Here is a 22205-nt window from a genome sequence, read left to right on the forward strand (position 1 = left end):
TCCGCATAATATAGTGATTGGAGGGTGGCTTTTCTAGCGACCTAGGAAATTGTTTTGACGCGCGTCCGTTTTTACAATCGCTCATTTTTTCTAGAGCACAAACGCTCTTGCGCTGACGCGCGCCCATCCACCGAAATGGACTGATGATCTGCCGTTTTTTCTAGCTAGAAATTGGTTTGTATCATTCGGCCTCTGAGGCGGCCCACAGACCTTGCACCCACCTAAGCAAGCCGCCCTAACATCTGGGATGCGCCCTCATTCCCTGACGATAAAATCCGCTACCTTCGGGTTATTCAGATCAAGTCACTATCAATAGGTACGTATCCAAATAGACGTGATAATTCGCCCAATTTTTCTATCATATAAACCGTGACTCCAACCATGCGATAGACTATCATAAGTTATAGAATCATATGAGAAAGGAGTGCGTATTATGGAGCACTGGGGTTACGCCCGCGTCAGCACCAATGCAGACCGACAGGCCGCAACTTGGGAGCACCAATCGGACGCGCTCACGCGCGCCGGTGCAACCAACATCTTTCAGGAACAAGCCAGCGCTGGCCATCATCGGCCCGTGTTCGAAGACATGATTGAACAGGCGATGGATCGGGCGGAACAAACCGGCGCGCCCGTGAATATTCACATCACAAAGATGGACCGGGCTTTTCGCGACATTGAACACGCTATCAAGACCGTCAAACGAGCTTATCGGCATGGAGTTCAATTCACGTTGCACGACATAAGCAATAGCCCGTTGGACCCCACAGACGCGGCTCAGAGCCTTCATTTCCACGTCCTCGCAGCCATCGGACAATTCGAGAAAGACCGCTTTGCAGAGCGCCGCGCCGTGGGCATCGCAAAGGCCAAGAAAGATGGGAAATACAAAGGGCGGCAACCTACTGCCAGAGCCAAAACGCCAGAGGTTTTGGCCTTGCGTGCGCGTGATTTCAAGGCACCTGAGATTGCCAAGCAATTGGGTATCGGCGTTGCCAGCGTGTATCGCATCCTTGCCGACAACAAGCCCGCGTGAGCGGGCATATCGCCGCTGACGCGGCCAGCAACAAAGGATAAGACATGCAATTTACAATCGGTCTCGTGAATTTCTTCATCCTCTTGGCAGCGCTCAAAATGCTGTCAGGGTTTTAGCTGAAAACGGCCCAACGGGACACTTACCCATAGGCTGCTATAGGCGCAGAGATGCGCGCTGAAAGCCGCGTGGTTTTGAGGTAAGCAGGAGCGCGCGTAGCGCGTGATGTTGCTCAGAAAGGGCGTATGGGGCTCCATAGGGGGCCTACGTTCGCCTCTCCAAACACCGCCGGTAGCCACAAGCATATAAACGACCAACATTTGTTAGCGTAAATCTCTGGCCAGATTTGAGATGTAAGGTTGGATAAAATTTCTTTTGGGCGGCGGTTAGCAAAACCGGATCTAAACGGTTAGCATTTCGTATATTTCAGGTCATGACCCGTTACCTTTTTGGCGTGCCCAGAAATCGTGCTAGAATTCACGAAATCCCTCAAAATTTGGAAAAGGCATGGCCACGTCAACTTTCGCCGTTAATAGAGGCTCAGACCTCACATTTGATCTGAATTGGCCCAACGGCTCGTCCGCCAACGCAGATTTAACCGGACACACCGTCAGTATCTTTGAACCTGATCACCGCATAGAAGGGTTGGTTTCGGCTACGCTTACAGACCCGGTAAACGGGGCAATCCGTGTACGCGTCGAATGGGCGGACGGGCTGCCGTCTAATACACCGCTGCGCTTTCGCCTCATGACGGCAAGCGGTGCGGAGAACCAGACAACCAACCAACTCGCCGTGGAATATTCATGACGCAGGTGGCAGTCAGCACCGACTCGATAACGGTAGAAACGCGCCGGATCGAAGACGGTCCCGCCGTCAGTGTTGCAGGCGGCAGCGTCGAGGTTAGCGCGTCCGTCGCGCCCGCGAATGTGAGCGCTGAATCTGACACCATCGAAGTAGTGGTTAGCCCCACCATTGCGACCGTGCAGAGCGTTGTCAGCGTGCCAGATGTATCGGTGCAAGTGGACGGCCCGCTTGAGGTAGTGGCGTCCACCGTGGGCATCCAAGGTCCACCGGGACCGAACAGCGGTCCATCGGCTCTGCCGCCGGACGAAACTGACGACTCAGACCTCACCTACATCTACTATGGTTGGGTTTCCACACGTGCCGGGGGATGGTTGGTTCGGCGGGTAGACCGCTTAACGGAAGCTAAGACAAACGCTGCCACCGGCTACCCTGACTTCGCCGCAGCATGGGAGAACCGCGAGACGCTGCAATATTACTGATTTTGCCTTAGTCGATGCGTCGAACACGCCCGCAGCCATTTATTCTCACAAAAGCCGCGCGTAGCTTTCCTTTTTTTCTCACAGATCGCTGAATTAATCTCACAGTTTTCTTTGTCTGGCACTATTATCTTCGCTGACAAGCGGTCGCTCCGTCCCGAAGTTAGGCCCATCGAAACAATCGAGCAAAGGAAACGACATGGCAAAACGTGGACGCCCGAAGGGCAGCACTTATCCAGATGGGCCGTATCTGGATCAAATCGCAGACGCGCTAACGCGCGAACCGAACAAATCCGCAAACTCAGTAATCATGAAAATTGCGGGTGAGTTGGGAATAGCCGACTACAGACAGCAAGAAGCCTTCCGCCGTCGCCTTCACGACAAGTGGAGCGCGCAAAAGGAAGAGCGAATGACAGAGGCGCGTGAGCGCCATGAAGAGCGCAACTGTCCAGCGCAGCGTGTCGTTAAGCGCAATCGGTCAATTCTGGACGTGGTGCAGTCAATTGAAGAATCCCCGGCGATGAAGGTCGCGCGGATTTACGAAAACCTTCCACACGTCAAGTTGCAAAAGATTTACGATGATCTTCCGCATGTGCGCATCCAGAAGATGCTGGATGATATGCCTGCGATGCGCATGCAACGGATGCTGGAAAAGCTGAACCTATAAGCGTCAACCACCGAGAGATAGCACGGGGCGGCGAGAGTCGCCCCAGCTTGGAGTGCTAACCCGTGGTACAAAGAACCTGCTACGCGACTGCTACACCTCAACCACGCATCGTAGCAAATTCGTAGCAGTAGCAGAATTTCAGCCGTTATCCGAGACCGCCGTAATCAAATTTTCTGTTTTATTTCAAAGTGGTGCGGGTGGAGGGACTTGAACCCCCACGCCTCGCGGCGCCAGAACCTAAATCTGGTGCGTCTACCAATTCCGCCACACCCGCATCCGATCCGGTGACTCGGGGTACTGCCCGACCGGTGAGGCGCGGTTTAGCAAAGCTTTCACAGAAGAGCGAGAGGAAAATGCAACAAAACGAAGCCAAGACGTTTTCCAATCCGTCGAGACGCAAAGAAGGTCTGTTTGGATCGAATTATACACTCGGTTTTCTTGCCTTTTTTTGGCCTGCCGTTGGTCTGGACGGGCCTTAAAATCACCGGCGCCGAGCACACATCGAAGCATGTCGGCACAAGTTTTGGCGAGCCGAAAACAGTCACGACATAGCCCGACCTGAATTTGGGCGATGATCAGGCGGCAAATCGACCTAGACCATCACGATTTTTTTGACTTTTTGTTTTGGCCATGAGCTTGTGGAACCAAGGCCGGTGTAGGCTATGGAGGGGTTGAATGCACCGGATAATCGGCCGATCTAGACCTTCAAGTTTGAGCCTTAATTCGGACGGTGCCGCCTCTGTGTCCGCTGAAATCCGCTCTTCCCCCATGGCGGTGGGCATTCAGGAGGAACGACACGCCGGTCACCCTATCGCGACTTGTCCCCTTACTTGCCCCTGACTTGGCGCGCATAGACAGCCGCTTCGGCCCGTGATGAAATTCCGAGCTTGGCATAGATCGTCTTGATATATCCTGAGACCGTGCTCTCTGCTATGTTCAGGTCTCTTGCCACTTCGGCATTTCGAAGGCCAAGCCCAATAAGATCAAGGACTTCGTGTTCGCGATTGGTGAGCGCAACATTAGGCATGATCGGGGCTGTGGCTTGAAAATGTCGCATAATCCGATTGGCTATTGTCGGGGACAGCGCCGGCACCCCCATCGCCACCTGACGCAATTGCGCGCTTATGATTGCCGGTTCGTGGTCTTTCAGAAGATAGCCTTGCACGCCTGCTGACAAGGCTTTCACGATGCTGGCATCATCTCCGGCCACTGTTGCAACCACAATAAGAGCGTCGGGAGATGCCTGTCGGATGTCACCCAGAAGATCGAGCCCATGTCCATCAGGGAGGCCCAGATCCAAAAGAACCAAATCATGCTTTAGGTTTGCAATAAGAACGCGGGCCTCAGCAAGAGACGCGGCAAGCGTGATGTGACAATCGTCAAATGTGTCCTCAATGATGTGCTTTAGCCAAAGCCGGGTTTCGAGCACATCTTCAAGGATCAAACAGGTTTTCATACACGGCCTCTTTCTTGGGACTGGGAGGTTTTTCCAAGGCGATTGACCCCAATTGTCAAACACAACCCAGCGCCACCGGGACCGGGTTCAACCGAGAAACCGCCGTCCAGTTGCTCAACACGTTCTCGCATGTTTCGTAGCCCATTCCCGTCTCGCACATCGACGCCAAGCCCCTGCCCGTTATCGCAAATCGTGATGTCGATTTGTTCACGTCCGGCCTGCAATGCATAGGAAACCTGGGTGGCTTGGGAATGACGGATCACATTGGTAATCGCTTCGCGCGTGACCGCCTGAATGGTGGCACCGACCTCTTCGCTGACGACCTGGCCCCGGAGGTCCGACACCGGCCAATCCAAATCTATCGACCGGGCAGTCAAGGTTTCGGCCATCGACAACCGCAGCTCGCTCAACAACAGGCCAAGGTCCGTTTGGGTTGCAGGATCGCCCGAGATAATGCGGCGCAAGTCGCCGAGGGTTTCGCGCACACAGGCATTTTTGCGTTCAGGATCGTCGCTGTGCAAAGCGCTGAGCAAATGGATGCTGATGTTGTCGTGAAGGTCGCGGGCAATGCGGGTCCGCTCGGTGGCAACTCCGGTGTCATAGGCCTCCTGACCGCGCAACAATTCATCCACCAAGGCCAGTATTTCCGAAGCACGGTCACGGTCCTCGGCGGCAAAAAGGCGATGGCCGCGATTGGGGAGCACCAAACGAAGCGGGTCCATCCCGTCGATGGGGGGAGGAAGATCAAGCGCCCGGCCGAATTCAACCAGCGTTGGCGATTTCGGGTGTACATCGCTTGGCAAGCGTTCGATTTCCAACGGGTCAAACAGCTTGCGCAAGCTGTCTTGCCAGCGGGTTTCGGCCAGATCGAGACGATGCGCCCGAGAAATAAAATCCGCCATAGCCAGCAGGCTCACCCCTTGGTCCGGGATGGCTTTGGGGCGCCGCACAAGCAAAGCCATCAAACGGTCGCGCAAAGGCAAATAGACAAAGCCAACGACAAGAAGCGAGAGCGCCAACGCAGGTGTCCGGTCGAGCGCAAGACCGTAAATCAAAAGCGCGTCGAACGCCAAAAGCACACAGGCACCAAAGAAATAGAACAACAACAAAGACGACCATCGCGGCATATCAAACAGGCGGTACTTTACCACCGCCAAGGCGACGCTTGCATAGACGAGGAAAATGACAGGAAACAGAGTTGCTTGCGAAACCAGCAACGGGATGCCCAACAAAATGGGCAAGGTGCGGGTCATAATAAACGCCCCTGCCCCCACGATCACCCCCAGCCCCAACAGGCGCAGGGCAGCCCGAGCCAGAGCGTCTTGCCGCGCGGCCACAAATTGTATGGCAATAAAAACAAGGATCGCAATCATGAGGAGCAGCGTCGGGAGATAGTTCCTGATCTCAGTCGATTGCACCGCAAAAAGCTTCATGGCAACGTTCCACAGCACCAGAAGCACTACCGGAACCCAGATCATACGCGGGCCAAGGAGACGTTTGGGATAAGTCGAAAACACCAAGACAAGACCCAGCCCAAAGGTAACTGTGCCGATTTGGTTGGTCACGCTGAGAGTGGAAAAGACCGGCAGCGGCAAGGCAAGTTCACGGCTTGAATAAACCGCCGCTGCACTTGCCGAAAGCTGAAGCCCGAGACCGGACAAAAGCAAAGCCGACTGAGGCCAACTTCGCGGGTTTAGCGACCAGACCCAACCACCCACAAGCGTCGCTGCCAGACCACTCAGTATCTGAATCCAAAAGCTAAACGGCACATTCCATACGGCACGCATTGGCTGGGCGGTTACGGTGGTTGTCCAATCGCCTTTTTCATTCGTCCCCAAAAGCGTCACCGGACCGGCGATCAGGGCGCGCCAAAGCTGATCTTGCGTGGCCATAAATGCCTGCATTTGGTCAATGGTCCCAAGGGTATCAGGCTCTTCGGTCAAGGTGGTGGCAGAGATGCTTAGCTCGGTTCCATCCGCGGCAACCAACCGATCAACAATCCAGCCCGCTTCAATCCCAGACGCGGGCGCAACCCCGGCGCTTTCGAGCTGAACCTGTCCATCCAAAGACAGCCCAAGATCAAGACCAAGAAAGGGTTGCTTGACGGTCAAGGCGAGGGCCGTTGCGCAAATCGCCAGAGCAACAAAAAAGATCGCACTTAAATAGCGTATCGGAGCGTTGTGGGGTGCCATGAAAAAAGCCTGCCTCGGTCGTGTAGAAAAAGAATCACCTCAATCGCTTCGACCGTTACGCCGTCACACTTCAAAACATGCATTTTAAATTAAGTTTTTCCAAGCGTCTGCCCCCCGTTCAGGGGGGAGACGACGATCACAGTTCCCGCATATTTAAGGTTCAAAATTTCTTGACGTGTTATCTTCATAGGAAACGATATGACCATTAACGCCAATGTTACCTTGGGAACGACCCAGTCTTTGGACAATCTCACCGGGGTGAACGGATATAATACAACCGTCCAGACCTATGACCTCGGCGACGGTCGGGTTGTGTCAACGTGGCTTAATGGCGATGATTTCACCGGATATTTTTCAATACATTCGATTGACGGCACAGAGTTGGTCGCCGCGACAGCCTATGACCCCGATGGCGCATTTGATCCAGGGATATTTGGATCTGCGCAATCGGTCTTTGCGGTGACAACAAACTCAGACGGGTCGTTTTCGTTGCATTTCACCGCCACACCTCCGCCTGCTGTTGGTTTTCCTCAGGGGGCAGATCACTACTCGGTTCAGATATCTGCTTCTGGTGTGCCCGCGGATCCGGTCGAGGTTCCGTCCTATACGGCGATCATCAATGCGACCAACTCTGCAACCTTAAGCCTGAGCAATGGAACGGCCGCCATTGTATCAGACGCTGGCTTGACGGTGATTGACAGTACTGGTGCCGTGATCGGTGGGACATCGGAAGGGCCGGTCAACTTTTCGGACAGAAGTATCTACGGCCTGACCGAAACTCCCTCAGGCGGGGTATTTGTCGTGTCCGGCACGACAACGGATTATTTTGGCACAGGGTTTGACATCAAAGGTCAGTTCTTTGACGCCAACGGCCAGGCACTGGGAGACGCCTTTGAAATCGCGAACCCAGTGGATGCGGCCCCGACATCGAATAATCTTAACGGTCGGTTGAATGTCGCAACCTTATCGGACGGGCGATATGCCGTTGCATTTGATCATCGCGATTCAGAGCTGGAAGCTGGCGATAACTCAAGTGCCATTCATGTGATGATTTTGAACGCCGATGGCTCTGTTGCAGTTGGCCCCTTCCTTGGCAATCCTGATGCCTCAGGCGGCCGACAGTTTTATCCAACGGTGCATGCGCTTGAGGACGGTGCCTTTGTTGTTGCCTATCAGACTGATGACGTTACGGCGGAAAATGTGAGCCCGCTTTGGCGCCTTCAGGTTTTTGACGAAAATGGCGTCGCACAGGGCGAGTCCTTCTTCCGCGGGCCAGATACCGACGCTCGGACAACGACGCATCTTGAAACAGTCATTCTGCCCGACGGGCGGGGTTTGGTGATCGACCACGGCGGCGGGTCTACGGCCATTACCATTGGTGACGGCAGCGGCGGAGGCACACCACAGCCTGGCAATGTCGCACCGGTGACGTCTGGCCTTTCGATTGAAGCCACCCCCGGTGAAGTCTTGACTGACACGTTGACTGCGACCGATGCAGATGGCGATTCACTGATTTTCTCAAACGGTGCCGTTGTGGCATCGCTTGGCATCGCAGCGGTGAACCCTGATGGCAGCTTTTCTTATACAGCCAATCCTGGGGCTTCGGGCACCGACACATTTACCTATCAGGTTGCGGATGGCACCAACCAACCGGTGATTGGAACTGTAACCGTCACAATCAACGCAACGACAAACACACCACCAGTTTTTGATCCGATCTCGACGCTGCGTGGATCAGAAGACAGTTCGATAACGGCACTGGCAACGGCCACAGACAGTGAAAACAACACACTCGTTTACGGCCTGGGTGCCACCCTGCCCACAGATGGAACAGCCTTCATCAGCGAAACGGGTAATATCACCTACACTCCGAATGACGACTTCTTTGGAACAGATAGTTTCGACATCACCGTGACTGATGGCAATAGCGCCGCCGTTTCAACAACCGTTTCGGTTGAAATCACCCCCATCCAAGACGCGCCGACTGCTCAAGATGACTCTGTTTCTGTTGTTTCGGGAGAAGCCTTAACAACGGCGCTAGAAGCCTCGGACGCAGATGGCGACACCCTTGCATTCACCTTGGGAACCGGGCCCGCACATGGGAGCGTCACTGTCGCGACTGACGGCACCGCAGTTTACACCCCTGATGCGGGATTTGTCGGAGACGATAGTTTCATTTTCAATGTGTCTGACGGCACGGACACCGCGTCCGGGTTGGTTTCGGTTGATGTGACACCGGCCACGGTTCCCGCAAACTCAGTGACAAACCTCGCCGCTCTCGATGGCGCAAACCTGAGTGGGCTAGCCCCCGGAGGCCGCATCACAATTCGTGACGGGGACGATCTGAGTTTCGCCGATTTGATGGTGAATCCCGATACAGGCCAAGTCACGTTTGGTGCCGCCACCTTCAACGTTGATGCAGATATAGATGCCAACAGTTTTGTTTTGAGCGAAGCGACGGGAGGCGGTGTCGACTTAATCCTGATCGACGAGTTGCTGGGCGATGGCAGCGATCTTTCGGATGGGACCGCTGTTTCAGCAACCATGATCAATGGGGTTGGACCAGAAGAGTTCTTTGCCGGAAATGGCACACGCGATTTCACTGTGACTTTGGACAGAGCGATGTCCGGCTATGACAATGCCGTAGGGGCATATGTGCGCAACGCAGATGGAACCATAAGTGATGTGCAGATCCTCTTTGCCGATCCCAAAGCCGCCGGAGTTGGGGCGACAGCGACGATTTCCAATGTACCTGATGGTGGCACCTTGGAGTTCTTCTTCATTCAAGACGCCGCATCCGAAACCGCAACCTTGGGAGCCGATCTCTCGATTGGTGCCGGTGGGGTTTTACTGGAAGCCGGAATAGACACCGGCCTGACGACATATTTCTCGGAAGGTGCGCTCAACAGTGACGGAGTCGAGCACTTCCTATCCGGTGCCATTGACGGAGGCGGTGACATCCGAATTGGGATCGAAGACCTCACAGGCGGCGGTGATATGGACTATCAGGATATGGTCTTTACAGTCGGCTGGACTGACGACGGGATTTAATTCCCTGAGACCGACGTGGCGGCATGAAATGCCAAAAATTTAATTGCGACGCATGCCCCATCTATTCCGGTTGGGCATGCCAAAATATCGCAGGGTACTACTATTACGCATCAAAATACATCCGAGCCGGCATATTGAAAGATCGCGCCCCTGCCCCGGACAAATGACAGCTCAACTTTTGATATTTATTTCTCCAAATTTCCAAACTGAATTCAGAATTTTTTGCTTTTTTGCAAAATATATCGCAACATTTATTCCTTCCAAACGCCATATTTGTCTTGGAAGTATTGTATTCCGAACCTATTAGACGACATTCGATCTTCGCCGTTAAAAACACTATTTCTAAGCGCGTCAACCGGGTCGTTTTCTGACCTTAAACATACCGGGACACGCTTAGGGAGCCAAACCGGGATTTTTTGTCTGGCCATATGTCCAGACAACCATATGTCATCCACCATCCACAGATCATCGGGAATGTCGTAAAACGCCTCATCGAAAAAATCCGATGTCACCAAAACACCGGCATATCCGAGAAGAATTTCAGTTTGGCCAGCCTGTGCGACCAACCCCCGGCTGGGACGCTGACCTGTTGGTGAAAACTTAAGCTCCCGTAATCGTTGCACTGTTCTAAGAAAACGGTACTTAGGGTCAAAGAACTCCTTACCAACCTTCGCACGTTTGTGCCGAAGCTCAAGGGGCGGCTCTGAAACAATATCATATAGGTGACGTCCATGCGTCGCGATACAGTGATCCGGTCTTTCTTTATGTGCTCGCAGCAGTTTTTGCGCCCAACCAACAGGATACAAACGATCATCATCGCAAAAGATAATTGGCGTATCTTCACCTTTAAGGTCATCGGCCACATGGAGGACTTTGGAGGCTGGGCCAAAGTCGTCGTCTACACGAATAATATTGACTTGCGGCGGTACAGACGGCGTTTCGCCATTCCAGTCTGGAAACCGCCGATAGGATTTAGGGATATAGATTCTAATTTCTTCGACACCCGGACCTTGTTGAAGCAGTGTTCCTAGCGTTTTATGTAACCCGCCAAACCTAGAGGGAATACTTGTCAGTGATATAACTGTCATATTGCTTGCCGAAGATTCACTCATATATAATTCGTCATCAATACCATGGTCGCACCCCTGTGTCACTCCCATAGTGTTTTCCAAACGCCTCTGACTTCACCATCATTGAAGTCGTATACTTTACATCCCGCCTCAGCAGCTTTAAACGATTTTATTTCCAGATAACGCCAAGGGCGCCAAGTTCTTTCTTTTTGCAAGCCCCATGCATAACGGCCCTGCTCAACAGCCCTTGCGGTCGAAATCTCTCATTTCAAACCTGAACTTTCCGTCAAGCATTCTGATAAGTTGGGCCACTTAAGGCTGTTACTCGGTCCTTGTGATATACCTCGCACGACGGGCCATGCAGCCTGATCCGACGCTCGCCGACGTGAAAACGTTGCCACGTCACGGTTCTGTTATTTGACAAATCGAACTACGCAGTAACGATATGATTTCATTGGAAAACTAACGGCCTGCGTCGGGTGGAATCGCCAAATCTTAGATCCGAAAAAACGTGTGAAACTGTCCATTTTCAGTTGTTAGCAGCAGGTTACCGGAACGTAAAATTCAAACGGTTTCCGGTCAATTCCGAGAATTTGCGCCCAGCCTTATAACCATGAGTTGCCGTCGACCATTGAGAGGTTTTGCCCCAAAAAAGTTTCAATGGAAGAGGCAATACGTCTGTTTAGAACCAAGTAAATCGGTGTGTGCCGCACGTGTGATTGAAATGAATTCATCAGCTGAGAAACAAAGACCCCCACCTCATGCGAGGCGGGGGTCTTTAATGTTTCCAGCGTATTACGATGGTACCCAAGGCCGGACTCGAACCGGCACGTCCGCTAGGACGGGGGATTTTGAATCCCCTGCGTCTACCATTCCGCCACTTGGGCTTCGACCTCCGTTTAGCGACCTGTTTGAGCAAGGTAAAGAGGCAAAACGAACAGAAATGCGACATTCAAAACAAAATTTTCTAACAACAAACTCCTGTTGCATTTTCAGGGACAAGCCGGACCACTACGTCCTTGCCCAAGACGGCATTTCGGTTGACCCCGTCGGCGCTGCATGCTTTTTGCCGCGTAAATTAAGGAGCATACGAGCATGTTGCGCCGCCTTTACGATTGGACCATGGCTCAGGCCGAACACCGCAATGCATTGTGGATATTGGCAATTGTCGCATTTATCGAGAGCTCGGTCTTTCCCATACCTCCTGACGTCTTGCTTATACCGATGGTTATTGCCGCCCCCCATCGCGCCTGGCTAATCGCCGGTGTTGCGATGATCGCTAGCGTTCTAGGCGGGTTGTTGGGCTATGGAATCGGGTTTTTCTTTTACGAGAGCTTCGGCCAGCCGATCCTTGAGGCGATGGGCAAAGCCGACTCGATGGCAGAGTTCAACGACAAGTTCAACAACGTCGGGTTTTGGGCGGTGCTGACGGCGGGGATCACCCCCTTTCCTTACAAGGTCATCACGATCATGTCTGGTTGGACCGCGATGCCGCTCGGGACTTTCATCGTGACCTCGATCATTGCGCGGTCGTTGCGGTTCTTTATTGTTGCGGCATTGCTGCGCAAATTTGGCTCACCCATTCGTGATTTCATCGAACGACGTTTGGGGCTTGTCTTCATTGCGTTTGTCGCGATCCTGTTGGGAGGTTTTCTTCTGGTGAAATACATATGAGACGCACTCTGATCCTTTTGGCCACGATTGGCTGTACGGGCCTGATCCTTGGAGCTTATGGGTTTCAATATCTGGGTGATATGCCGCCTTGCGCCATGTGCTGGTGGCAACGGTACGGACATTTTGCAGCCATCGCTTTTGGCGTGCTAGGGCTGTTTGTCTTGCCACGGATCATGGCGTTTCTAGCCGGTCTTGGCGCGTTATCCTCTGGGGTGATTGCGATTTACCACAGCGGCGTTGAGCGCAAAATTTGGGAAGGGCCAGACACCTGCACGTCAAACCCTGTCGGAAATCTGACACCTGAGCAATTGCTGGAGCAGATTATGGCTGCTCCCTTGGTGCGCTGCGATGAAATCCCTTGGGAAATGTTTGGCCTGTCAATGGCCAACTATAATGTCTTTGCCTCTCTCGTTCTGGCGGCGGTTTTCTTTTTCGCCGCCCGACTGCCCCGCTGAGGACCGGTTAGAGCTCCAATCAGAAATCCCGCGTGACACGCCCTGCCCTCTCTGGCATCAAGGCAGCGCCCAGAACTGGGCCTGACCTGCGGAGCTTCCAATGACCAATCAACTTGCGATCATCATCGGACTTGCCCTTGTTGGCGCAGTGGCGGCAGATGTTTTCCTCGCGGATGGCATGAGCACCCTGTTTTTGGCGCGCAAGCTCTTTGTCTTACTCGATTGGGTTGCCTTCTGGCGCTAATCTCCCCTGCTCTTTTGTGGTAAAGTGACTGTTAGCGGGAACATTCCCGCCTTGACAATTTCAGCCGCCAGTGGTTGTTAGCGGTAACACCACATCGCACGTTTCGTGATCTCAAATGACCGGCCAATTCTGGCCACTAAGGGGGAGCTCCTTATGACTGTCAAAGTAGCCATCAACGGTTTTGGTCGCATCGGCCGCAACATTCTACGCGCCATTATCGAAAGCGGTCGGACCGATATCGAAGTCATCGCCATCAACGACTTGGGGCCGGTTGAAACCAATGCCCACCTGCTGCAATTCGACAGCGTCCATGGCCGGTTCCCGGTTGAGGTCACAACGACTGAAGAGAGCATCGACGTTGGCCGCGGCCCGATCCGTGTGACCGCTATCCGCAACCCTGCCGATTTGCCATGGTCTGATGTTGATGTGGTTCTGGAATGCACAGGCATTTTTAAATCAAAAGAGCAGTGCCAGGCGCATCTGGACAATGGTGCAAGCCGCGTCCTGATCTCGGCCCCTGGCAAAGATGCTGATCAGACCATTGTGTTTGGTGTCAATGACTCGGTTTTGAGCGCAGCAGACACAGTGGTGTCCAACGCGTCTTGCACCACCAACTGCCTCGCGCCGGTTGCCAAAGTGTTGAACGATCAGATCGGGATCGTCAAAGGCTTCATGACGACAGTGCATTCCTACACAGGCGACCAACCCACATTGGACACAATGCACTCGGATCTCTACCGCGCCCGCGCAGCAGCGGTAAACATGATCCCCACATCAACCGGTGCCGCCAAAGCGGTTGGCCTGGTATTGCCTGAAATGGCTGGCAAGCTTGACGGTGTTGCGATCCGCGTTCCAACGCCAAATGTGTCCGTTGTTGACCTGACTTTCGAAGCCGCGCGCGAGACCACTGTTGAAGAAATCAACACCGCAATTCGTGACGCCGCCAATGGGCCGCTCAAAGGCATCTTGGGCTATACGGATCGTCCAAATGTCAGCATGGACTTCAACCACGACCCACATTCGTCGATTTTTGCCACCGACCAAACCAAAGTCATGGAAGGCACCATGGTACGAATTTTGACGTGGTACGACAATGAATGGGGCTTCTCAAACCGTATGGCGGATACAGCCGTGGCCATGGGCAAGCTTATCTAAGCCAAACTATCAAATCCAAAAATCAGACGTTCTGCCTGATTCTGGAATTGGAAAACGACTTATCTGGGCCGTCCACTTTGGGCGGCCTTATTTTGTACCGACAGCCGTTTGTGCAGCACGATAGGCCAATGCCGCCTGTGTGGGCGACCCACCCCCGGCAGGATTACCATCTCTGGCAATTGCAGGTGATTTGTCCGCAGAGGCCGGAACCATCCACAAATGCACCGACTGCGGAGGTGGAAGGACCGGTGCCGCCGATCGAGCCGAAACGCCTGCAGCACTTGGTGATGCAGTTGCTTTTCGAGTTGAGCGCGCGACTGGGCGGCGCTGTGTCATCAATACATCCATAGTTCACTCCTTAATAAGAGCGTCGCACCCCCCGGGCACGCATTACTGGATGCAAGGAAAATATCGTCATTTGGTTTACAAAACCTTACTAAGATCCAATCGGCCCAACCGGCTATTTCAATGGTTTGTTGAGCACGATCAAAAGGCCGACCCTGTGTCGAAAAACGTGGCCTCAAAACCGCCAATACACCGGCACCGAACCTATTGGGAGAACACGGTTTTGCATTATAGAGAACGCTCAGACCAAACCTGAAGCCCCGACCGAATGATCGGCTCGATATCGGGCTAGACAGTCCAGCGACCACCCCCTGCGAAACAGTGCTTCACAGGGTGCATGCAACACAATCGGCGCAGCCTCTCATACTCCAACAGGTCGTGTTGCCAAATCTATTGGCCAGAGACCTGAGAAATAAAGGCGTCAATTTTAGCCAGATACGGTTTGGTGCCAAACAAATTGGTGTGCCCTGCACCGTCGATCTTAACGAACCGAGCATCTGGAAGGAGCTGCGCCAAATTTTGCCCATGCGACATGGGGATCAAAGCATCCTTGTTACCGTGCAGGATTAAAACCGGATCACTGACAGCTGGCGCAAGAGCGGCGCTGTCCCATCTCTGAACACCCGGCAAGATGCAGGCAGGTAAAAAAGACGCAGCCGTCATCAGTTGGCACATCTTTTCGTAGGGTGCTGCTAGAATTACACCGGCAAGCTTGCGGTGCGACGCCACCTGCAACGCCAAGCCTGTACCTAACGAATACCCCTGCACAATCACAGGCCCCGAAACACCGAGTTTTGGCAAGGCGTCGAAGACGGCCAATGCATCGCGCTTTAGCGTGCTCTCTGAAGGCTCGCCCGGCACGCCGCCACCGCCGCGATACGGCATGGCCACCACATGGCGACCCGCCGCGCGGTGGTGCTCAAGCATGGCCCGGAACAGTTTCAAGCTGCCGACATTGCCCATGAAATACACCACCGTGGGAGCCCCTTTGCGCCCCCGCGCGACTTGAACTGGCAATGGCTCGGCACCATCGACTGCAACATCAAAAGCCTTAAACCCCGAAGCCGAAAACGTGTCAGGATAAAAGGGGTAGATAAAGCGTGGATGCAGCCAGATCATCAGCGATGCATAGCCCAAATAAAGCAGAGCAAACGCGGTGATGAGCCAGCCAAGCCGCCGCAGCATTTACTTGAAGCGCTCTTGAAGCGCTTGCAAAATGGGGGGCGTGACAAAACTCGACACGTCGCCGCCAAGCCGAGCGATCTCTTTAACCAGTTTCGATGCAATGGCCTGATGACGGGCCTCTGCCATCAAGAAAACAGTTTCAACGCTGTCGTCTAAAACCCGGTTCATACCAACCATCTGATATTCGTATTCGAAATCAGCCACAGCGCGCAAACCGCGTACAATGATCGACGCCCCAACATCCTTGGCGCAATCAATCAATAGGTTTTCAAAGGGGTGAACGATGATCTCGGTGCCCGTTTGCTCAACCAAAACCGCACATTCGGCTTCAATCATCGCCACGCGTTCTTCGAGTGAAAACAAAGGGCCTTTGTCGCGATTGATCGCCACGCCGATCACCAAGCGATCAACCAGAGACGCACCGCGCCTGATAATGTCTATATGACCGTGTGTGATCGGGTCAAAAGTCCCGGGATAAAGGCCGATGCGCATGAGGGGTCCCCCAGAGCTGGTTGCGAATTGCTGCACACGCAACAATATTGCGTGTGCGATTGCAAGCGCGAAATGACCCGAAACGCCGCAGCGCGGCGAATTGCCAGTCTTAGTGGCCCATAATCATGCCTTCGAGGGCATCCTTTTCCATTGCTAGTTGCGACAGGCGCGCCTTGACGACATCGCCCAATGTGATCAGGCCGATCAATTCGCCATCCTCGACAACCGGCATGTGGCGAAACCGTCCCTCGGTCATTTTGGCAAGAACGGCGTCCGACATTTCGGCTCGCGTACAGGTAACCAGATCACGGGTCATGTAATCGTCGACATTCGCTGACAAGCACTCTGCCCCACGTGCCGCCAATTCGCGAACGATATCGCGCTCTGACAAAATACCCTCGGCGGATGTTCCGCTTTTCGAAATGATCACGGTACCGATCCGCTTTTCAGCCAGCAACTTGGCCGCGTCGGCCACAGATGACCCGGGTTTGACCGTAAAGACATTCCCGTCACCTTTGCTTTTCAAAATTTGCTGCACCTGCATGCCGAACCTCCTAGCACCTAATCCTTGAACCCCTAGCGTCAACCGCCGATGTGGCCGCTGTCAAGTGAGACCTTCCAACCGCGCCAATTCGCGCTTGATTCCTGCGGCAAGCGCTTCGGCAAATCGGTTCATTCGCTCCAGCCGCTGGTCATCTGCATGGCGGACAAGGTAAAAACTGCGTGTCAGAGTCACCTTATCGGGGAGAACGCGCTGCAAATCTGGCGCAGCTGGCATGGTGAAATCATGGACAATCCCGATCCCTGCGCCGGTGCGTACCCAGTTAAATTGAACAGAGACCGAATTGGATGCCAATGGCACGCGCTCCATGCCCAAGTCGGTCAGGTAATCCAGTTCCTTGTCAAAAATCATATCAGGAATATAGCCAATAATCCGATGGTCATTCAGGTCGTCCAAAGCCCGGATAGGGGCATTTGAGGACAGATAATCGGAACTTGCCGCAAGATGCAGATGATAATCGGTTACTTTTTGAACCAAAAGGCGTCCCGCGGTTGGCGGCGAAACCGTGATCGCCATATCCACCTCGCGGCGAGACAAGTTGAGAACACGGGGCAAGGCCACAATCTGCAAATCCAGATCGGGGTTTTGCGCAGAAATCGCTGCCAAGACCTGCGGCAACAGGAAGTTTGCGCAGCCATCCGGTGCCCCGATACGGATTTGTCCTGACAACCCTTCCGAATGCCCGCGCACCGCCTCATTCGCCAGGGAAAAGGCCTGTTCGGCGGCCTCGGCATGGGGGACCAAACGTGCCCCTGCGTCTGTTAAACCATAGCCCTGTGGCGATTTTCCAAAAAGTGGTGCCCCCATATCCTGTTCAAGACGCGCGACCCTACGCCCCACTGTCGCCGGATCCATGCGCAGGTCACGACCGGCTGCGGATAGGCTTTCACCACGCGCCACCGCCAAAAAGATTCGCATGTCGTCCCAGCGATCCATTGCCGCCCCCTTGCGTTTTTGCAAAACCATTTTTGCATTTTGCGCCTTTAATACGCATTTTTGCAATGGTAGTCAAAGTGAGCGCGTGCCTAACTCTGGAGGAGAATTACATGCAAGAACTCACTCATTATATCAACGGTGAACATGTCTCTGGCACATCGGGCCGTTTTGCCGATGTCATGAACCCGGCGACTGGCGAAGTCCAAGCCAAGGCACCTCTGGCCACCGTGGCCGAAGTTGATGCCGCCGTTGCAAAAGCCGCCGAAGTGCAAAAAGTCTGGGGGGCAACCAACCCTCAGCGTCGCGCACGCGTCATGATGAAGTTTGGTCAGTTGATCAATGAAAACATGGACGAACTGGCCGAACTGGTGTCGCGCGAGCACGGCAAAACCATCCCTGACGCCAAAGGCGACGTACAGCGCGGCCTTGAGGTGATCGAAGTGTGCATGGGCGCACCTCATATGCTCAAAGGCGAATTCACCGATGCAGGCGGCCCCGGCATCGACCTGCACTCCATGCGCCAGCCGCTGGGTGTTGTCGCTGCGATCACGCCTTTCAACTTCCCTGCAATGATCCCACTGTGGAAAATGGGCCCTGCTCTGTCTGCGGGCAACACGATGGTCCTCAAACCATCCGAGCGCGTGCCATCGACTGCTCTGCGTTTGGCGGAACTGCTGAAAGAAGCCGGCCTGCCCGACGGTGCTTTGCAGATCGTCAATGGTGACAAAGAAGCCGTTGACGCATTGTTGGACAATGAAACCATTCAAGCCGTTGGCTTTGTGGGTTCGACCCCAATCGCGCAATACATCTATAGCCGTGCCACAGCCAATGGCAAACGCGCCCAATGTTTTGGCGGTGCTAAAAACCACATGGTTATCATGCCGGATGCCGATCTGGACAAGGCGGCCGATGCGCTGGTGGGTGCGGGTTTTGGCGCAGCTGGCGAACGCTGCATGGCGATTTCCGTGGCTGTTCCGGTTGGCAAAGAAACCGCCGACGGCTTGCGTGATCGTCTGATCCCACGCATCGAAGCTCTAAAAATTGGGCCATACACTGCGGGTGATGATGTCGACTTTGGCCCTGTTATCACAGCAGCGTCGCAGGCACGTATCAACGGTCTGGTTGAAAGTGGTGTTGATCAAGGCGCTGACCTTGTCGTCGATGGCCGGGATTTCAAATTGCAGGGCTATGAAAACGGGTATTTCGTTGGCGCCAGCTATTTTGACAACGTGACCCCAGACATGGACATCTACAAAGAAGAGATTTTTGGCCCGGTCCTGAGCCAAGTGCGCGTCGATGACTACGAAGAAGCGTTAAAGCTGGTCATGGACAATGAGTACGGCAACGGCACCGCGATCTATACCGCCGACGGTGACACGGCGCGCGATTACGCGCATCGCGTAAATGTCGGTATGGTGGGGATTAACTTCCCGATCCCGGTTCCGCTGTCTTATCACACATTCGGGGGCTGGAAGAAGTCGGCCTTTGGGGATCTCAACCAGTACGGCCCAGATGCGTTCCGCTTCTACACCCGGACCAAAACCGTCACATCGCGCTGGTTCTCGGGCATCAAAGAAGGCGGCGAATTCAACTTCAAAGCCATGGATTAATAACCAAACCTGTATCTGCCCTGCGACGTCGATGTGGGGCAGATACATCTGATTTCAGATAAGCATGTGACAGCGTTTTTGCTCTTTTGTCGGGCACAGAGGGCGGATAAACTCCGCAGCATGCCCGTCTCCTATCATATATCTCCGACTCACCAATTGATTATCATCAGTTTCATTGAACGCTATTCGGCCGGTGAAACACTCGAGATGTTTGCAAAGTACACCGCTGACCCGAAATTTGACGAGACTTATCAACTTGTTTTGGATCTGACCCGTGCCAGTTCTGTCGATGCGTCTTTCAGTGAGATGCGCAAGGTCGTCCAAGAAGTTGGGCCGCGCCTGAGCAATGCGGAACGCGGGCTATGTGTTTTTATCGTTCCCAATGACTTCTTTTTTGGCGTCGCACGGATGTATCAAACCATGATCAATGATTACGTCCCGTACGAGATCGAGATCAAACGCAACAAACAAGACGCTGCTGACCTTTTGGGTGTTCCCTTGGCCGCGCTGTCGCCAACCGACGCGTAACGCACGCAGCGATTTAATTCGGCAAAAAAACTTATCCTTCAGCGTGTTAGCGCCGAACATTTTGCACTTTCGTATAGTAGAAAGATGCAAAGCATAGGTTGATTCAACTTTGTCGTTAGTTATCCTAACGTCACCCAAATGGTTCAGCAGCGATACCGCTCCTCACGAGGCCCATGTTTATGCCCATCGAATTCGACGTCCTAAGACATCGCGACTTGACCTGTGTTCGATTGGTTGGTTCTGTCGATATCTCGGACATCCTAACCTACTTGGTCGCTTACAAGGCCCATCCGAATTATCGACCTGGTTTGAACGAATTTCTAGACCTGTCTGCCTGGACCAAAACCAATATGGGCTATCAGGACATGCGCACGATGCGCCATGCCGAGCGTGAGATGTACCCATCAAAATCTCCGAAAACACGATGCGGCATCTATGCCCCCAGTGATCTGCAATACGGAATGGCCAGGATTTATGCCAGCCTCACGGAAATACAGGGCGACATTGACACCGCCGTGTTCGAAGACGTCGACCAAACATTGGATTTTTTGAGTATCGACGAAACCGATCTTGAATTTGAACTCGCACAGGAACGTGCCACGTTTTGTAAGCTTTCGACACATCAAAAAACCGCATCCTGAGAGCTATAGGAGCGGTGTGTCGAAGTGATCCGTTTTCGGGCTTCGTGGCGCGATCAAGCGACTTGCGTCAGATCAGCGGGGTAGGATTTGGAACGGGCGGCACCGCGTCTTCGGATAGGTTATGCCATTCATAGGATCGCACTGGAAAACTCCCGCTCAAACCAGCCCAAAGACTTTGTCACCGAAACTATGGGGCTGTATCCTAGCTTATCGTCGCCAAACGACGACCTCCCAACCTTAACCATTGGACAAAAACACTCTCTGGCATCGGTGCCGTGTCGGGTTTTATGTTCGGCTTGGTGTACATGTATCAACACCTAAGCGATGGCAACGTCTCCGCCCCAATCGAAACTGTTCGACGCAAGGCCAACGCTTGGGAGAGCGCTGGAATACCGCGCGCAAAGCGATCAAATACACGCGCCAGACTGCCCCATTGCACAGCGCCCCCCTTCGGCGCCAAGCTGGTCAGCGAGGGGAGAAAGACATGTCGCAGCCGCCATTCACGCTTGGAATCGAAGAAGAGTACCTACTGGTTGATCCGCACAGCGGAGCTTTGGTCGAGGCACCTGATGGGCTTCTGGCAGCCTGCGAAAATGACTTGCAGGATCAGGTCAGCCCAGAGTTTCTGCAATGCCAAATCGAGATCGGCACAAAGCCTTGCGTCAATATCACCGAAGCACGCGACGATCTGCGCCGCCTACGCGCATCGGTTGCGAGCCATGCCGCCAAGTTCGGTTTGGCACCGATCGCGGCCTCGTGTCACCCGTTCGCGGATTGGAAGACCCAGCACCACACCAACAAACAACGCTACAACGAGCTGGATCGTGATCTTGGTGGTGTGGTTCGACGTATGCTAATCAGCGGCATGCATGTTCATATCGGGCTAAGCGATGATCCTATGCGCGCCGATTTGATGCGCCAGATGAGCTATTTTCTTCCGCACCTACTAGCCTTGTCGACATCCTCTCCGTTTTGGAACGGCAACGACACCGGCTTGGCCTCCTATCGGATTTCCGTCTTTGACAACCTGCCGCGGACAGGCCTTCCGCCCCAGTTTGAAAGCTGGAGCGATTTCGAACGATCCGTTCAGATTTTGGTCGATTTGGGTGTGATCGAGGACAGTTCGCGGATTTGGTGGGATCTGCGCCCCTCGTCGCGGTTCCCGACCTTGGAAACCCGGATTATGGATGTGCAACCCCGGCTCGAAGATACGCTGGCGCTGGCGGCTTTGAACCAATGTCTGATGCGAATGCTTTGGCGGTTGCGGGTACGCAATCAGCGTTGGCGAATTTATGACCGGTTTTTGATCGGTGAAAACCGGTGGCGGGCTCAGCGATACGGCACCTCCGAAGGGTTGATTGACTTTGGCGCCGCACAAATCGTTCCGTTTTCACAGTTGATTGACGATCTGATCGATCTGATCAGCGAGGACGCGGACGCGTTGGGGTGCCTGCCCGAGCTTGAGCGCTGTCGTCTGATTGCTTCGCGGGGCAACTCCTCGAGTCGCCAACGGCAAGTGTTAAACAAAGCCAAGGAACAAGGACAGGATCACCCTGATCAAATGCGGGCCGTCGTTTCACATTTGATCGACGAATTCCTCACCGATCTCTAATCCCCTCCCCTTGCGGCCCGCGC

20 protein-coding genes and 2 tRNA genes are annotated in these 22205 nt (G+C 53.7%); 13 read left to right on the forward strand and 9 right to left on the reverse strand.

The features are described from left to right. Window positions 1-433: 433 nt before the first annotated feature. The 4 genes from ACRBB0_RS01430 to ACRBB0_RS01445 all read left to right on the forward strand — a co-directional run bounded on the left by ACRBB0_RS01430 (window position 434) and on the right by ACRBB0_RS01445 (window position 2974). Window positions 434-1030 (forward strand): recombinase family protein, encoded by a 597-nt coding sequence (locus ACRBB0_RS01430; RefSeq protein ID WP_431372611.1) that lies wholly within the window; start codon window positions 434-436, stop codon window positions 1028-1030. Window positions 1031-1534: 504 nt separating this feature from the next. Then, a complete protein-coding gene (locus ACRBB0_RS01435) occupies window positions 1535-1834 on the forward strand; it encodes a hypothetical protein (protein WP_431372612.1) in 300 nt (99 codons plus the stop codon). Further along, window positions 1831-2310: a hypothetical protein gene (locus ACRBB0_RS01440; protein WP_431372613.1), complete on the forward strand. Its 480-nt coding sequence runs from the start codon at window positions 1831-1833 to the stop codon at window positions 2308-2310. Before ACRBB0_RS01435 ends, ACRBB0_RS01440 begins: the two co-directional genes overlap by 4 nt. Window positions 2311-2506: 196 nt before the next feature. After that, window positions 2507-2974 (forward strand): hypothetical protein, encoded by a 468-nt coding sequence (locus tag ACRBB0_RS01445; RefSeq protein WP_431372614.1) that lies wholly within the window; start codon window positions 2507-2509, stop codon window positions 2972-2974. Between the two features lie 189 nt (window positions 2975-3163). On the opposite strand, the gene ACRBB0_RS01450 is transcribed toward ACRBB0_RS01445, so the two are convergent. The 3 genes from ACRBB0_RS01450 to ACRBB0_RS01460 all read right to left on the reverse strand — a co-directional run bounded on the left by ACRBB0_RS01450 (window position 3164) and on the right by ACRBB0_RS01460 (window position 6622). Continuing rightward, window positions 3164-3248, reverse strand: a tRNA-Leu gene (locus ACRBB0_RS01450). A 552-nt stretch (window positions 3249-3800) separates the two neighbouring features. Then, window positions 3801-4430, reverse strand: a complete 630-nt coding sequence (locus tag ACRBB0_RS01455; RefSeq protein ID WP_431372615.1) for a response regulator — start codon at window positions 4428-4430, stop codon at window positions 3801-3803. Continuing rightward, a complete protein-coding gene (locus ACRBB0_RS01460; RefSeq protein WP_431372616.1) occupies window positions 4427-6622 on the reverse strand; it encodes a sensor histidine kinase in 2196 nt (731 codons plus the stop codon). Before ACRBB0_RS01460 ends, ACRBB0_RS01455 begins: the two co-directional genes overlap by 4 nt. A gap of 198 nt (window positions 6623-6820) precedes the next feature. Between ACRBB0_RS01460 and ACRBB0_RS01465 the strand changes: the two genes are divergently transcribed. Beyond that, window positions 6821-9673 carry an Ig-like domain-containing protein gene (locus tag ACRBB0_RS01465; RefSeq protein ID WP_431372617.1) on the forward strand — a complete coding sequence of 951 codons (2853 nt, stop codon included), beginning with the start codon at window positions 6821-6823 and terminating at the stop codon, window positions 9671-9673. Between the two features lie 251 nt (window positions 9674-9924). Here the strand turns inward: ACRBB0_RS01465 and ACRBB0_RS01470 are convergent, their stop codons facing one another. Both ACRBB0_RS01470 and ACRBB0_RS01475 read right to left on the reverse strand, forming a co-directional pair. Then, complete coding sequence (locus ACRBB0_RS01470) at window positions 9925-10833, reverse strand: glycosyltransferase family A protein (RefSeq protein WP_431372618.1); 909 nt, start codon at window positions 10831-10833, stop codon at window positions 9925-9927. 711 nt (window positions 10834-11544) lie between these two features. Continuing rightward, a tRNA-Leu gene (locus tag ACRBB0_RS01475) sits at window positions 11545-11630 on the reverse strand. Window positions 11631-11838: 208 nt separating this feature from the next. Here ACRBB0_RS01475 and ACRBB0_RS01480 point away from each other — a divergent pair. From ACRBB0_RS01480 to gap, 4 genes are all read left to right on the forward strand, one after another. Further along, window positions 11839-12417, forward strand: coding sequence for a YqaA family protein (locus ACRBB0_RS01480; RefSeq protein WP_431372619.1), 579 nt, complete (start codon window positions 11839-11841; stop codon window positions 12415-12417). Next, on the forward strand, window positions 12414-12872 hold the full coding sequence (locus ACRBB0_RS01485; protein WP_431372620.1) for a disulfide bond formation protein B: 459 nt from the start codon (window positions 12414-12416) through the stop codon (window positions 12870-12872). Before ACRBB0_RS01480 ends, ACRBB0_RS01485 begins: the two co-directional genes overlap by 4 nt. Before the next feature lie 100 nt (window positions 12873-12972). Further along, the gene (locus ACRBB0_RS01490) at window positions 12973-13116 is read left to right on the forward strand and encodes a hypothetical protein (RefSeq protein WP_431372621.1); all 144 of its coding nucleotides are present in this window, start codon (window positions 12973-12975) and stop codon (window positions 13114-13116) included. Window positions 13117-13269: 153 nt separating this feature from the next. Beyond that, a complete protein-coding gene (gap, locus tag ACRBB0_RS01495; protein ID WP_431372622.1) occupies window positions 13270-14271 on the forward strand; it encodes a type I glyceraldehyde-3-phosphate dehydrogenase in 1002 nt (333 codons plus the stop codon). 735 nt (window positions 14272-15006) lie between these two features. On the opposite strand, the gene ACRBB0_RS01500 is transcribed toward gap, so the two are convergent. From ACRBB0_RS01500 to ACRBB0_RS01515, 4 genes are all read right to left on the reverse strand, one after another. Then, a complete protein-coding gene (locus ACRBB0_RS01500; RefSeq protein WP_431372623.1) occupies window positions 15007-15801 on the reverse strand; it encodes an alpha/beta fold hydrolase in 795 nt (264 codons plus the stop codon). Continuing rightward, window positions 15802-16293, reverse strand: coding sequence for a pantetheine-phosphate adenylyltransferase (coaD, locus tag ACRBB0_RS01505; protein WP_431372624.1), 492 nt, complete (start codon window positions 16291-16293; stop codon window positions 15802-15804). A 109-nt stretch (window positions 16294-16402) separates the two neighbouring features. Continuing rightward, window positions 16403-16837 (reverse strand): CBS domain-containing protein, encoded by a 435-nt coding sequence (locus ACRBB0_RS01510; protein WP_431372625.1) that lies wholly within the window; start codon window positions 16835-16837, stop codon window positions 16403-16405. Between the two features lie 60 nt (window positions 16838-16897). Beyond that, window positions 16898-17791 carry a LysR family transcriptional regulator gene (locus ACRBB0_RS01515; RefSeq protein WP_431372626.1) on the reverse strand — a complete coding sequence of 298 codons (894 nt, stop codon included), beginning with the start codon at window positions 17789-17791 and terminating at the stop codon, window positions 16898-16900. Window positions 17792-17901: 110 nt separating this feature from the next. Here ACRBB0_RS01515 and ACRBB0_RS01520 point away from each other — a divergent pair, with 110 nt between their 5' ends. The 4 genes from ACRBB0_RS01520 to ACRBB0_RS01535 all read left to right on the forward strand — a co-directional run bounded on the left by ACRBB0_RS01520 (window position 17902) and on the right by ACRBB0_RS01535 (window position 22182). Next, entirely contained in the window at window positions 17902-19401 is a 1500-nt protein-coding gene (locus ACRBB0_RS01520; RefSeq protein WP_431372627.1) for a CoA-acylating methylmalonate-semialdehyde dehydrogenase, read from the forward strand. A 120-nt stretch (window positions 19402-19521) separates the two neighbouring features. Then, window positions 19522-19929, forward strand: a complete 408-nt coding sequence (locus tag ACRBB0_RS01525) for a hypothetical protein (protein ID WP_431372628.1) — start codon at window positions 19522-19524, stop codon at window positions 19927-19929. A gap of 179 nt (window positions 19930-20108) precedes the next feature. Beyond that, entirely contained in the window at window positions 20109-20570 is a 462-nt protein-coding gene (locus ACRBB0_RS01530; protein ID WP_431372629.1) for a hypothetical protein, read from the forward strand. Between the two features lie 484 nt (window positions 20571-21054). After that, window positions 21055-22182, forward strand: a complete 1128-nt coding sequence (locus tag ACRBB0_RS01535) for a carboxylate-amine ligase (protein ID WP_431372630.1) — start codon at window positions 21055-21057, stop codon at window positions 22180-22182. The last annotated feature ends 23 nt before the right edge of the window (window positions 22183-22205 follow it).

Source organism: Pelagimonas sp., from assembly GCF_050633425.1.
Classification (GTDB): domain Bacteria; phylum Pseudomonadota; class Alphaproteobacteria; order Rhodobacterales; family Rhodobacteraceae; genus Pelagimonas.